Below are 11,768 nucleotides of genomic sequence, written 5' to 3'. Positions count from 1 at the left end.
AACAATTGACAAAAATCGCGGCAATGTCCCTCTCTATAAGGGTTTCATTCCTTATAACCCCGTCCATTGCATAACAAAAACCGAAGAACCACAAATTTCCCTAATTGTATAGTAGAGACTGGGGATCGGCTCTTAATTCTCTTGACTTTCTCCTAACTGATTTTCCTCTAAAGCTGTTATTTGTTTTTCTTCACTTGAACCGATCCAGATCGCGATCATCCCAGCGATAGGAATGGAGAGAAAAACCCCTAATAATCCCGCAACTCTTTCGCCGATAAAGAGGGATAAAAATAAAATTACTGGGTTTAATTCTAGGGCATTGCCCATAACTTTAGGGCGAATAATATTATCTTGAATTTGCACCAAGACAACACAGACAATAAAAGCTTTAACGGCAACTGCTAGTCCCTGGGAGGTAAAAGTCAAGATAGTTACCAACAAAATGCCCAGGGTTGCCCCGATACCCGGGATAGCATCGATAATACCGAGAATACCCGCTAAAATTAGCCCATATTTAATTCCTAATAGGGAAAAACTTATGAAACTTGTCACCGATAAAAAGAGCATTAACAACAGTTGCCCGCGAATAAATCCCAGAAAACTTTGTCGAAAAGACTTGGCAAAACGCTCCCGGTATGCTAGGGGGAGAAGTTGCAAAAAACTTCGCCAGAGTTTATCACCATCAATGAGCATATAAACACTGATCACCGCCCCGAAAATGACCGTAAAGACACTGGAAAAAACTCCTTGTACGATTGATAAACCCGTGGCTAAACCGGTTTGTAAGCTTCCCACCATTTTATTCAAATCTAATCGATCGAGAAAGTCTTGAAAGGGTAAAAAATCTTTTTGACCAAGGGCATCGGTAAGATTGAATAGTAGTCCTCTCCCCTGATTAACCGCTTCTAATCCTATGCCTGTGACTAATCTAAATAGGAGGATAAAAGCTACTAGGGTGGTAATAGCAATGGCTAGTCCTCTCGGTAGATAACGGGATAACCAAACCACGGGATAATTTAATAGAGCGGCCAGGACTGCCGAACCGGTAAAAATAGCGATCATCCCGTAGAAATAGTTAATTAAGATAATTAGACTCCAGCCACAGCCAAATAATAATAGATAGCGTACTAGAATCGAGTTATTCAGAGTTTTCCAAAAGGAGCTAGAAGGGGGCATAAATAAAGCCAGAAATAGGATTTTAGCATTTAGAATTGTTTTAACAGAGCTTCCCGCATCACCGAGACGGGGACGGGTTGACCTAACCAGATTTCTAGGGCGATCGCTCCCTGATTAACTAACATTTCTAACCCATCAATAATTCTTATCCCTCTAGTCTGGGCTAACCGGAGAAATTTGCTCGGCCGGGGATTATAAATTAGATCGTAGGCGATCGCCGATGGGGGTAAAAGGTCTAATAATTCTAACTCAACTGGGGATTGTTCGCCCTGGGGGGACATTCCGATCGGGGTAGAATTAACCAAGAGTTCTGTGGTGGATACCAGCCCCTCTAATTCGTCCCAGCTATGCACTTCTAGGAGGTCATAGAGGCTTGTATTCGCCCAACTTTCTTTAAAAGGATCTAATTTCCTTTGATTGCGTCCTACCAGATGAATTTTGCCACAGCCCAACTGGGCGCAAGCCACCACTACCGCCCGAGCAGCGCCGCCATTGCCTAAAATAACTGGATTCACCCGACTCCAATCTTTGTCAAGGAATTTCAAGGGTGCGAGAAAACCATCCACATCGGTATTCGTTCCCTGCCAACCGGTTTCCGTGCGCCAGACGGTATTAACTGCGCCTACTAGCCTTGCTTTCTCGGTAATTTGCGATAATAAGGGAATAATTGCTAATTTATGGGGAATCGTAACGCTCAAACCCTGTAGATCAATGGCGGCCAAGCCAGCGATCGCAGTTGCTAAATTTTCCGGGGCGATAGGTAGGGGAAGATAGACATAATTTACCCCCAAGGCATCGATAGCGGCATTGTGCATGAGGGGAGAAAGAGTATGGCCGATGGGATCGCCGATTACGCCTAATAACTTGGTTTTTCCGTTAATAATGGTCATAAAAAAAGGTGGGCTTTCCCCACCAAAGTTTGATCTCAAGGGTAGCCAATGCTCGCCTTACTATACTATTTCTTGATTTCGCGGGCCATTTTCAGGAAAGGATTGATACTGTCATCGTTAGTGCGACGACCGTTATCATTAGTACCGTTACCGTTACCATTAGCCTCGGAAGTAGCCGATTTTGCCACAATACCGTTATCGGTGACTTTGCTGACTTCCATAGAGGAAATCTGTTTAATCGATTCGCCACCCTTTTTATTCGAGGCAGTTTTCGGGAAAGTACGTCGGATCGTGATCGGTGTCCGCATAAAGTCGATATCACCGAGAGTTTTAGCGTCATCGGGTTCCAAGTAAAAAGCCTCTTTCGGTTCCGGTGCGCTCAGATCCATCGGTTCATCGACGTATTTCGTCTTATTGCCAAACAGGCCAAAGAATCCAGCCATTTTCTCCCTCTCCTAAATAAATATATTTACCATAAATTGCTGCTGATTCTTAAATAATATCAATATTTATGACAAAAAGCCAGGTAGCCATCTATCAGTGATCAGTGATCAGATGGGAGTTTTCAGTTTACTGTTCACTTTTCACTGTTCACTGATAAAATTTCCCACACCCCAATCAACGCTGTTCTAACCTACGACTGGCTAGGGACATAGAATAACAGAAAATCCAGTAAATAAACGCCAAAAATAGATAAACTTCTGGATAATCGCCGATAAATTTCGGATTAGCCAAAACCGATCCTGCCATACCCAAGAGGTCCACCAGTCCCACGATCGCCAGTAGAGAAGTATCCTTAAATAAACTGATAAATTGACCAACAATAGCGGGAATGACCGCTTTTAAAGCTTGGGGTAGAACGATCAATAATAAAACGAAAATCGGTTTTAAACCCAAAGCTTTGGCCGCTTCAATTTGACCTTTGGGAATCGCTTGTAAACCACCGCGGACATTTTCGGCCAGATAGGCTGCTGCAAAAAGAGTAAATCCAGCGATCGCTCTGATCACCCGTTCTGGTCTAGTCCCGGCGGGTAAAATTAAGGGTAACATCACCTGGGCCATGAATAAAATTCCCAACAAAGGCAACCCGCGCAATAATTCGATATAGCCAATAGATAGCCAACGAATTGCCGGTAATTCACTCTGTCTCCCCAGGGCTAATAATACCCCCAAGGGGAAAGATAAAATCATACTTGCGATCGCTACTAATAAAGTTAAGATTAAACCACTGAGATCATCGAGGGAAATTGCCTTTAAAAATAATCCCCCCAATAGTAACCAAGCAATTAAAGGTAAAGTCAATAACCAGATCAATCCCCACCAGCGTCGGAGAAAAGCGGGACAATCGGGGAAGCGACCCTGGTTTAATTGCCAAGAAAACAGTGATAAAGCAGTAATAATCGTTAAAATAAGCCAAATTCGCCATATTGACTGCTCTGGATAACGACCGACCAGAAATAAACCGAGATTTTCCGTCACTACAGCCCATTTTGCCTGATTTATCGCCCAATCGAGAAAACTTAAGCCACCCCAGAGGCTGAGAAATAGACCCGCAAGGGTTAAGATGACGTTGTACCAAGTGTTAAAGAGATTTTTTCTTAACCAGAGTCCCATAAAATTCCCTAACCTCCACAGTGGTGATCATTGTACTTTTTCAGTACAATGGTGCTATTAGAAAAATTCAGACTGATTTCCGACCATGAACAGTTGCATTTTAATGGCTAAAATTGTCCGTCGTCCCGAATTACGTTATACCCAAGATAATCAAACTCCCTACGCTCAAATGTTAGTCGAGTTTTCTCCCAATCGTGCCGAGGCAACCCCGGCTAATTTAAAGGCCGTAGCTTGGGGAAATTTAGCCTCAGAAGTCGCTCAGAACTATAATGAAGGTGATCAGGTCATTTTGGAAGGCCGTCTCTCCATGCAAATGATCGATCGTCCCGAAGGTTTTAAGGAAAAACGGGCCGAATTAGTTATTAGTCATCTTTATCATCTTGACGGCAGCATGAGTAGCGGTGAAATGACGGCCTCGACTCCAGAAAAAGTCGTACCAATCAATACCTATAAATCTAATAAAACCGAGGTGGAAAAACCCGTCGCACCTGTCTCCACCGGTGATTTTGAATACGACGCATCCTATGAACTTTCTAATCCTTCTGCTTGGCAACCTTCTGACACATCAGTGGAGGAAAATTTAGACGATATTCCTTTCTAATCACCCCGACAGAATTAATTACAGATATTTTTCCCTTTTTTGTTCTGGTTTTCCCTCTTTCCAGAGTGTGAATTGGGTGCATCTCAATTTTGTATAAATATCTATATTACATTTGGGCGCACGCAGTTCGATAAACTCAGTGACCACGATGCGCCCCTACTATTGGCGCAATAATATTATTGTAGGGGCGAATTGCATTCGCCCTCTTTGAACAACTTCTGCTGCTCACCATAAGTGAGAGAAAATCACCAATAGGATACCATTTTTCTTTATTCGCGTCACAACGAATGCAGGCTTGGCAAGCATTCGAGCGTGGATGTCTGTCATGGATTTAGAAATTTGGTAATAGAGCTTAAAACCCAGTTCCATCAAGGCTGTGGCTCTCAATTTGATCGCCTCACTCGAAGGGAGCCGACGGGTGGCAACCGATAGGATGGATTCCAGTTGCTCTTTTTTGAAAGGGTCTGGGTTCCTACTGATTTCAAATTCAATGGCATCGCTGTTGAGTAAGACCCATTTCTCCTCCAGACCTTGATGTACCATGATGCAACAACTGAGGGATCAAGCTGCAGAGTTACAGGAACTTTTAGAGGAGAATTAACAGTAGCTTCTTGCCAAAATTCGGCATCAGTAGCAGGTATATCTGAATAATCTATATCAGAATCTTTCATCTGACCAAGGATCTTTAATTGTTCCTCTCTCGACATACTCATAATAAATTCTCCTTTCCTCTGCATTAGCGCGTCTTGTAGATATAAGCCGTATTTTCTGTTCTCGTAGAGTGTACACTGCAACTAGGACGAATTCTCCTAAAAGTCCCAAAGCGATTAATCTTTCTTCGCCGTAGTCTCTGCGATTATCAGGTTTTGAGATGCAGACTCCTGAAAAGATTTCTTTGGCAAAATTAAAGTCGATCCCGTGTTTTTCAATATTGATGTTGTTCTTTTGGTCATCCCACTCGAACTCCATCTTTTGACTCTAACTCCATAACTACCTACTATTCAATAGGTTGCCCTCTTTGCATTAGCCTTTCTCGTCTCTTTTGACGGGATTCTGTTTCGAGTTGAGCGAGTATATCGTCTAAAAAGAGATTATAAAGCTCAATCTGGCGGTTAGTTTCCCGTAAGCGTTCAAGAGATTGTTTTCTAGTTGCTTCATCAGGATAGGAGGTGCGGTAAGTCATAGTAAGTTCCATTGCCTCTTAACTTCATTAATACTAGCGTTAACAGCATCTACGCTGGCTGTTCCTTGCAAAATCGCTCTTTCTAACATCTCTAGCATCGTATTTGAGAGAGTAGGCTGCTCTTGTAAAATTCTCAGCAGGATATTATTAATTCGGGAGTAGGAATTAATTACCCTCTCTCTGGCATTAAATAATTCTTCTAATTCTAATAATGTCCGCTCATTTTCCCCGTATTCAGTAAAAAGTTGCCATTCCGTCGCTGATGCGTATTCTATCTGCTCCTCTGGTTGACGCAGTAGCTCAAAAATGCTAGTTAGGGTTTCCTCCGGTAATTTAGCCATATTCAGTTATTTCTGTTATCCCCAGTCTATCATCTGGTTGGTGCGAGGTAATCGTACTTAATTTGGTTAGCGATCGAGTTGAGGGGCAGTCAAGGGAGAACGCAAAGGCGAATCCCACATACCGCGCCACAATCCCTCACGAAAGAGGATAGGTCGCCTGAGAAGCAGTAAAACAGGGGAAACCACCTGAAACTCCTTCCCCTATGAATCCCTAAGCTAGGGAGAAGAATATAAAGATTTATTAAATTGTAGCGTAGGATACAGTGCGGGGGGTAATGTGTGTTCTTTTGTCATCTGCCTTTGGTGTTGGGTGAGGCTGTTGCTTAACCTAGCTGCGAGGGGGCGATCGCAATATAAGAACCACGATCGCCTGACATTTTGGGAAATTTACCAAATTCTTTGAACGGGGTAACGGTCAAATATTTCATCAATGCTCAGAATCGGCATAATTTCGGTTATTGATTGGGATATTAAAAGTCGATCAAAGGGGTCTTTATGATAGTGGGTAAGGGTTGCTAGTGTCCAGATATGAGCTAGATCAATAGAAAGTATTTCTAGATTATTAATGGTTATTTGATTGTTAATTAATTCCTGTAAGGATGGGTTAAGTTGTAATTTTCCCAGTTGCAGTTTTATTTGCATTTCCCAGACACTAGCAACGCTTAAAAACAAGCGATTATTTCGATCAAATAACAAATCTTGCCCGGTTACTGATAGTTTTTCTGAGTTAATTGACCACCAAATAAAGCTATGGGTATCTAATAAAAGTTGCATGGGTTAAGTTGGCGGCAAGAGTTCATCGGTTAGGGGTTCGTTAAAGTCATCGCTGATCCAGCCTTGACCTTGATATAATCCTGCAATTCTACCTGTTTGGGTTATTTGGGTTTGATGGTGTTGATTGACTATAGATTCCAAAAAATCGAGAATTTCTTGTTGTTGTTGGACAGGTAATGTCTGAAGGGTTTGCAACAAAGGAGAATTGGTATCTAGGTCAGCATTGTTCATAACGATTTGATTTGAGGATTTTGGGGGAATACCTTAAGGATAACATCGGTTTTCAGAGGTGAGGGGACAAGTTAAGGATGGTGCGGTCGCAACGCGCTCGCTACGCGAGATCGCACTACGGAAGTCGGTTCGGGTTTCTCTGTCTCGTCTTCTGGGGGTTGTTTATTCTGGTTCTGAGTTTTCTTGATAGAGATTAAGAAGGAAATGTAAAGATTTATAAAATGTAGCCTAAGATACAGTTTTTTTTGGGGGGTAATGTGTGTTCTTTTGTCATCTGCCTTCTGTCTTGGGTTGGGTTGTTGCTTGACCTAGCTACGAGGGAGGCGATCGTACTGTAGGCAGTTCTAAAAATTATGAGTTTAAATGTAAATGTACTGAAGAAGGTCTCATTGGCAGCCGTTGGAATGATCGCAATTGATTTAACAGGAGCAACTCATGCGTTCGCCGCATCAATAGGCTTCGAGGGGTTGCCCAACGGAACCGTCGTAACGAATCAATTCTCTGACGTAGTATTCTCCGCAAATGCGGGGTTCGTAAACAAAGTAACCACTCAGCCCGGCCTTGGTTTCGGAAATAACTTCATTTGTACTGCACCTACAGCAGGGGGAATCAACTGTACTCAAGAGACGATACTTACCTTTAGCAGCGGAGTTAATAATCTATCTTTCTACCAGGTAGGAGACAATGCTAGTGGTGTAGTTGCCTTGGTTGATGTGTTTGAAAACGGCTTATTTTCTTCGACCGTTAATATTTTGGGATTCAATGACCCTTTTGTACCAAATCTCGTTGACCTAACTGGCTTTAGTAATGTCTCGTCTATACGAATATATAACGTTACTGATCCTGCCGGACTCGGATGGGATAACTTTCAGTTCGACGTAGCAACTAATCCTGTCTCCACCCCTGAACCCACCTCAACTCTCAGTCTCCTTGCTCTCGGCACTCTAGGCACAGCTTCAACCCTCAAGCGCAAACTGAAGTCATCTAAATTGACAGAAAAGGAAACTACAAAAGTCTCCTAAAATCCCCCATAAAACCCCACAAAAACCCCTGCAATTAATGAAGGGGTTTTTGTCATAGGAGCCAGTCGTCGATCATTAGGAGAATTGAGATTGATTGTATATACCCCAAAATAGTCCTACTGTTCACTAATTTTACTTTCAGCGAGAATTTCTTGAAGGACGGGGGATAAATTGCTAGTTAAACGGCCGGATCGAATAAATTCAGCGTAGGTATCAGCTTCGATATCTAAGAGGGTTTCCCGAAGTTGTTCCATTGTTAATAGCTGTAATTGGGGATAACTATCGTTGAGAGATTGAATTTCCGCTTCTACAGTCTTTAACTTTTCTTTGACGAGATGCTGCTCATAACTAAAAAATTCGGGGGCAACATCGGGAGATTTATCTAACTTAGAAAGATAGTCTAAAACCCTTTTTAAAGCTACCCGTCGGGCTAAAAGTTCCGCATACTTTTCTCGAATTGGTTGATCACCGATCAGGTCTAATCTCGATAGGAAAGTTTGAATAGTTAATCCCTGAACCAAAAGGGTAAAGAGAACAACTCCGAAGACGATATCGATGATATCCTGACGATTGGGAAAAATAACCGGCACACTTAAAGCTAGGGCAATAGAAACCGAACCACGCAAACCTCCCCACCATAAAACCGTTTTTTCCCGCCAATTAATTTTAGTTTCCATCAAGGCATTACTAACAGTTGCTAAAGCAAAGGTAGCCAGAAAACGGGCCGCTACCACGGCAGCGATCGTGATAAAAATTAAATTGAGATTATCGGCTAAACTGGAGAGACGAATCTGATCGCCGATAAGGAGAAAAACGATCGAATTGACAAAAAAAGCGAGAAACTCCCAGAATTGCGTGACTAATAGGCGGGTACGGGGACTCATACTAATTCTAGAGCCAAAATTACCTAAAATAATCCCCGTAGTCACCACTCCGATTACCCCCGAACCCCCGAACTCCTCGGTTAATAAATAAGCACCGTAGGCGGACACAAGAGTTAAAGACTGTTCCACTAGGGGTAAATCCAGACGTTGAGTCAGATAGGAGATACCAAAACCCACTAAACAACCCACTCCTACCCCGATACCGATAAAAGCAGCAATCCGGCTAATGGTTGTCTCTAAGGATAGACCACTAGCACCGAGGGGAATTTCCACCAAAAGAGCGAAAGCGACGACAGCGACCCCATCATTAAATAAGCTTTCCCCTTCCAAAAGCACGGTGAGGTTTTTACTGGCCCCTAATTCGCGAAAAAGAGCGACAACAGCGACGGGATCCGTAGAAGAAAGGCTCGCACCCACTAATAATGCCGTAAATAGGGGCAAATTGGTCAATTCATCGAGGGCAAAGCCAACCCCGAAAATCGAGATAATTACGCCGACAATAGCGAAAAGACTGACGGGAATCCAATTATCCTTCAGATCTCGCCAGCGCGTATTCCAAGCGGCTTCAAATAGCAAAGGGGGCAGAAAAATTTCTAGAATCAGTTCGGGGGATAGGTTCACCAGACGGATATCGATGAAAGCTAAACCTAAACCGACTATCACTAACAATAGGGTGTAAGGAATTTGGCGAAACCAGCTAAAAATCCTCGAAACCGTGGCCACACTCAGGGAAACGGACAAAACAATTAGAAATTGTTCTAAATTTTGCTTAATAACTTCATCGGTAGCGGATTCTAAACTCATTGGGTGGGAGGCAATCGGTGAGCGGACGTGCAAGAAAAGAACAATCTAAATTATTATTACACTTTAGAACCAGTGATTTTTTCTCCTAAACCCAAGTTTTTCTGCTGGCAATTCCTTATTATCTATGTCCTTGACTATGCCTCAGTCTGCCGAGTCCCCCATGGGTGAGGATTTACCCCTAGCTATCTCACCCAGTAACGAGCAGTTAGAGAATATTAATAGCTATTTAAACCTGATTTTGGCAGCTTTAGTATCTCTAGCTAATTTAGACTCCGAGTCTATCACCCAAGCAGCTCAGGAATTAGCCTTAGATCTGGATACAAGCGATCGCCTAGTTGCCCACTACTGGCAACCCCAGTCAAACCTCTCCCTAGCGGACATACGTTCTCTAGTTCTCCTCCTCTGTCATCTAGCCCAAAAAAAGCAAGAGTTAATCCGTCGCGCCGTAATTCTCTTGGAACAAGTGGGAACTCAAGGACAAGAACCCCAAAAAACCACGCTTTTGGGCAATTATATCGATAATTTTCGCTTAAAATACCCAGAAATATCGGAAAATAATCTCAGCAATTCTAGCCTAACTTCCCTAGCCTGGAAATTATTAATCGATTTATTATTCTACAGCAGCCACCGCAGTCATCTCCTTCTCTGGCACACCCTTTTGGCAAGTAAAAAGTAAAAAGGCTATCAGCCTTGAATCAGTTATCAGTTATCAGATGTAAGTTTTCAGTTCACTGATTACTGATTACTGTTTACTGATCACTGAAAAAAAGCTTCCCAGTTCATAATTCATAATTCATAATTCATAATTCCCACCGATAACTAAAAATGAGTAATCTAATTCGCAAATATACACCCCCCACCTGTACCCTAGAAATTTGGGGAAATAGTTCGCCTCTAGCGGTTTGGCTGGGTAAAAATGTCTTAAACGATGCCCACTTTCAATTGCGCTTTGATGATCCTAGATTGAGTGAGGAAAAACAGGTGACGATCAAAGGCGATCGCACACAATTACAACTCCTAGGGGAAATTGTCGCTAATTATGTGCAGAATTTACTCTCTAGTCCCGTTTCTACCCTCTCCTTCGTGGCTAGTGGTTCCCCCGAAAGCCATCTCCCCTCCTTACCCTCTCTCCGTTGTCGGGGACTTCTCCAGCATCAATTATTTTTAGGTTCCCTGCTAACCGATCGGGATAAACAGGAGATCGAATTAACCACATCGCAATTATTCGATCTAGCCAATGCTTTAGGGGAATATAACCATGAAAGCCCCCTAATACCCCCATTAATTCGCCAGAAAACTCGAAAAAATGCCCTGATGTGGACGGGATTAATCGCCTCAGCCCTAATAACTATCGGGGGAATAGCGATCGCATTTTATCAACAGCAAGAACTAGCCAACAATGATTTAACCATCGATCCCAATAGTGCCAAGATTCCCCAACCCTTGCCAACGCTGCCTTTACCCCCCACGGGAACGGCCGCCCCAAACCCGCAGTTACCGGCAAATTTGGGCAATAAAACCCCTTTACCGCCACCGCCACCCGTGGGAACCGTTCCAGCCCCAGTTCGCCCCTCTAGCGTCCCCCTGGTGATTCCGCCGCCCACTTTACCGCCGCCACCAGTCACGGGTTCGCTCCCTGGCGGCACGGCGATCGTAATTGAACCGAATAATCAGAAAATCCCGATTACTGCCCCCCCCGTCACTGGCGCTCAGGGTACAAATGCACTGATAAATGTTCCCCCCACCACGATGAATCCGACTCCAGCACCGCCAAAATTGCCCAATTTACCGCCTCTAAGCCCTATTAAGCCCGAAAATGCCAATTTAGACCCCAAACCGCCCACAAGCACCGCTAAAGCCCCAGAGACGAATTTACTAGATACAATTCCCCAAGTGGCAGAAACCAGAGAATATTTTCAATCCCGTTGGCAACCGCCGGAAAGTCTCAAGCATACTCTAGAGTACCGTTTGGTCTTAAATCAGGATGGTTCCCTAAAACAGATTATTCCCCTGGGACAGGCGGCGAAAATCTATCTCGATCGCACTAATATGCCCCTGCTCAATCAACCTTTTGTTTCTCCCCTCGATGTCCCCGGTAATCCCCAATTGCGTCTGGTGCTTGGTTCCGATGGTACGGTGCGGACTTTTATGGAACAGCTTTGACTCTCCCCCGCCAACCGCTCGCGCAGTGTAGCGGGGGATTCTTGGTTCATAGGCTCTTGACTAGATCAAACAGGTTTAACTGAAC

15 protein-coding genes are annotated in these 11,768 nt (G+C 43.5%); 4 read left to right on the top strand and 11 right to left on the bottom strand.

Annotation, left to right across the window (positions count from 1 at the left end):
- Nucleotides 1-132 precede the first annotated feature (132 nt).
- From BGL89_RS00875 to BGL89_RS00860, 4 genes are all read right to left on the bottom strand, one after another.
- Complete coding sequence (locus BGL89_RS00875; RefSeq protein WP_286823747.1) at nucleotides 133-1,176, bottom strand: AI-2E family transporter; 1,044 nt, start codon at nucleotides 1,174-1,176, stop codon at nucleotides 133-135.
- Nucleotides 1,177-1,205: 29 nt separating this feature from the next.
- Nucleotides 1,206-2,066, bottom strand: a complete 861-nt coding sequence (locus BGL89_RS00870; RefSeq protein ID WP_286823746.1) for a shikimate dehydrogenase — start codon at nucleotides 2,064-2,066, stop codon at nucleotides 1,206-1,208.
- 65 nt (nucleotides 2,067-2,131) lie between these two features.
- Entirely contained in the window at nucleotides 2,132-2,509 is a 378-nt protein-coding gene (locus BGL89_RS00865) for a hypothetical protein (protein WP_286823745.1), read from the bottom strand.
- 175 nt (nucleotides 2,510-2,684) lie between these two features.
- On the bottom strand, nucleotides 2,685-3,680 hold the full coding sequence (locus BGL89_RS00860) for an amino acid ABC transporter permease (RefSeq protein ID WP_286823744.1): 996 nt from the start codon (nucleotides 3,678-3,680) through the stop codon (nucleotides 2,685-2,687).
- A gap of 85 nt (nucleotides 3,681-3,765) precedes the next feature.
- On the opposite strand from BGL89_RS00860, the gene BGL89_RS00855 reads away from it, so the two are divergent.
- Nucleotides 3,766-4,281, top strand: a complete 516-nt coding sequence (locus tag BGL89_RS00855) for a single-stranded DNA-binding protein (RefSeq protein ID WP_286823743.1) — start codon at nucleotides 3,766-3,768, stop codon at nucleotides 4,279-4,281.
- A 225-nt stretch (nucleotides 4,282-4,506) separates the two neighbouring features.
- On the opposite strand, the gene BGL89_RS00850 is transcribed toward BGL89_RS00855, so the two are convergent.
- From BGL89_RS00850 to BGL89_RS00825, 6 genes are all read right to left on the bottom strand, one after another.
- Nucleotides 4,507-4,824, bottom strand: coding sequence for a hypothetical protein (locus BGL89_RS00850; RefSeq protein ID WP_286823742.1), 318 nt, complete (start codon nucleotides 4,822-4,824; stop codon nucleotides 4,507-4,509).
- Nucleotides 4,825-4,938: 114 nt separating this feature from the next.
- Complete coding sequence (locus tag BGL89_RS00845; protein ID WP_286823741.1) at nucleotides 4,939-5,250, bottom strand: BrnT family toxin; 312 nt, start codon at nucleotides 5,248-5,250, stop codon at nucleotides 4,939-4,941.
- A 28-nt stretch (nucleotides 5,251-5,278) separates the two neighbouring features.
- On the bottom strand, nucleotides 5,279-5,464 hold the full coding sequence (locus tag BGL89_RS00840) for a hypothetical protein (RefSeq protein WP_286823740.1): 186 nt from the start codon (nucleotides 5,462-5,464) through the stop codon (nucleotides 5,279-5,281).
- Nucleotides 5,461-5,805, bottom strand: a complete 345-nt coding sequence (locus BGL89_RS00835; protein WP_286823739.1) for a hypothetical protein — start codon at nucleotides 5,803-5,805, stop codon at nucleotides 5,461-5,463. Before BGL89_RS00835 ends, BGL89_RS00840 begins: the two co-directional genes overlap by 4 nt.
- A 387-nt stretch (nucleotides 5,806-6,192) precedes the next feature.
- Nucleotides 6,193-6,579 (bottom strand): type II toxin-antitoxin system VapC family toxin, encoded by a 387-nt coding sequence (locus BGL89_RS00830; RefSeq protein WP_286823737.1) that lies wholly within the window; start codon nucleotides 6,577-6,579, stop codon nucleotides 6,193-6,195.
- Between the two features lie 3 nt (nucleotides 6,580-6,582).
- Nucleotides 6,583-6,810 carry a DUF2281 domain-containing protein gene (locus BGL89_RS00825; protein WP_158198790.1) on the bottom strand — a complete coding sequence of 76 codons (228 nt, stop codon included), beginning with the start codon at nucleotides 6,808-6,810 and terminating at the stop codon, nucleotides 6,583-6,585.
- 353 nt (nucleotides 6,811-7,163) lie between these two features.
- Between BGL89_RS00825 and BGL89_RS00820 the strand changes: the two genes are divergently transcribed.
- Entirely contained in the window at nucleotides 7,164-7,832 is a 669-nt protein-coding gene (locus BGL89_RS00820; protein ID WP_286823736.1) for a PEP-CTERM sorting domain-containing protein, read from the top strand.
- 116 nt (nucleotides 7,833-7,948) lie between these two features.
- Here the strand turns inward: BGL89_RS00820 and BGL89_RS00815 are convergent, their stop codons facing one another.
- The gene (locus tag BGL89_RS00815) at nucleotides 7,949-9,520 is read right to left on the bottom strand and encodes a Na+/H+ antiporter (protein WP_286823735.1); all 1,572 of its coding nucleotides are present in this window, start codon (nucleotides 9,518-9,520) and stop codon (nucleotides 7,949-7,951) included.
- A 136-nt stretch (nucleotides 9,521-9,656) separates the two neighbouring features.
- Here BGL89_RS00815 and BGL89_RS00810 point away from each other — a divergent pair, with 136 nt between their 5' ends.
- Complete coding sequence (locus BGL89_RS00810; RefSeq protein WP_286823780.1) at nucleotides 9,657-10,196, top strand: DUF3038 domain-containing protein; 540 nt, start codon at nucleotides 9,657-9,659, stop codon at nucleotides 10,194-10,196.
- A 149-nt stretch (nucleotides 10,197-10,345) separates the two neighbouring features.
- The gene (locus tag BGL89_RS00805; protein WP_286823733.1) at nucleotides 10,346-11,683 is read left to right on the top strand and encodes a DUF4335 domain-containing protein; all 1,338 of its coding nucleotides are present in this window, start codon (nucleotides 10,346-10,348) and stop codon (nucleotides 11,681-11,683) included.
- Nucleotides 11,684-11,768 lie beyond the last annotated feature (85 nt).

It is taken from the genome of Microcystis sp. LSC13-02 (genome assembly GCA_002282935.1).
Lineage (GTDB): Bacteria > Cyanobacteriota > Cyanobacteriia > Cyanobacteriales > Microcystaceae > Microcystis.
The sequence above is the reverse complement of the archived record's forward strand: the minus strand, read 5'-3'. Positions and strand labels throughout refer to the sequence as shown.

What these genes read in the sequence shown, in the direction of transcription:
- BGL89_RS00860 (WP_286823744.1), bottom strand. Translation starts at nt 3,680, where the DNA reads ATGGGACTCTGGTTAAGAAAAAATCTCTTTAACACTTGGTACAACGTC.
- BGL89_RS00865 (WP_286823745.1), bottom strand. Translation starts at nt 2,509, where the DNA reads ATGGCTGGATTCTTTGGCCTGTTTGGCAATAAGACGAAATACGTCGAT.
- BGL89_RS00830 (WP_286823737.1), bottom strand. Translation starts at nt 6,579, where the DNA reads ATGCAACTTTTATTAGATACCCATAGCTTTATTTGGTGGTCAATTAAC.
- BGL89_RS00810 (WP_286823780.1), top strand. Translation starts at nt 9,657, where the DNA reads ATGCCTCAGTCTGCCGAGTCCCCCATGGGTGAGGATTTACCCCTAGCT.
- BGL89_RS00820 (WP_286823736.1), top strand. Translation starts at nt 7,164, where the DNA reads ATGAGTTTAAATGTAAATGTACTGAAGAAGGTCTCATTGGCAGCCGTT.
- BGL89_RS00840 (WP_286823740.1), bottom strand. Translation starts at nt 5,464, where the DNA reads ATGACTTACCGCACCTCCTATCCTGATGAAGCAACTAGAAAACAATCT.
- BGL89_RS00825 (WP_158198790.1), bottom strand. Translation starts at nt 6,810, where the DNA reads ATGAACAATGCTGACCTAGATACCAATTCTCCTTTGTTGCAAACCCTT.
- BGL89_RS00805 (WP_286823733.1), top strand. Translation starts at nt 10,346, where the DNA reads ATGAGTAATCTAATTCGCAAATATACACCCCCCACCTGTACCCTAGAA.
- BGL89_RS00815 (WP_286823735.1), bottom strand. Translation starts at nt 9,520, where the DNA reads ATGAGTTTAGAATCCGCTACCGATGAAGTTATTAAGCAAAATTTAGAA.
- BGL89_RS00845 (WP_286823741.1), bottom strand. Translation starts at nt 5,250, where the DNA reads ATGGAGTTCGAGTGGGATGACCAAAAGAACAACATCAATATTGAAAAA.
- BGL89_RS00875 (WP_286823747.1), bottom strand. Translation starts at nt 1,176, where the DNA reads ATGCCCCCTTCTAGCTCCTTTTGGAAAACTCTGAATAACTCGATTCTA.
- BGL89_RS00855 (WP_286823743.1), top strand. Translation starts at nt 3,766, where the DNA reads ATGAACAGTTGCATTTTAATGGCTAAAATTGTCCGTCGTCCCGAATTA.
- BGL89_RS00870 (WP_286823746.1), bottom strand. Translation starts at nt 2,066, where the DNA reads ATGACCATTATTAACGGAAAAACCAAGTTATTAGGCGTAATCGGCGAT.
- BGL89_RS00850 (WP_286823742.1), bottom strand. Translation starts at nt 4,824, where the DNA reads ATGGTACATCAAGGTCTGGAGGAGAAATGGGTCTTACTCAACAGCGAT.
- BGL89_RS00835 (WP_286823739.1), bottom strand. Translation starts at nt 5,805, where the DNA reads ATGGCTAAATTACCGGAGGAAACCCTAACTAGCATTTTTGAGCTACTG.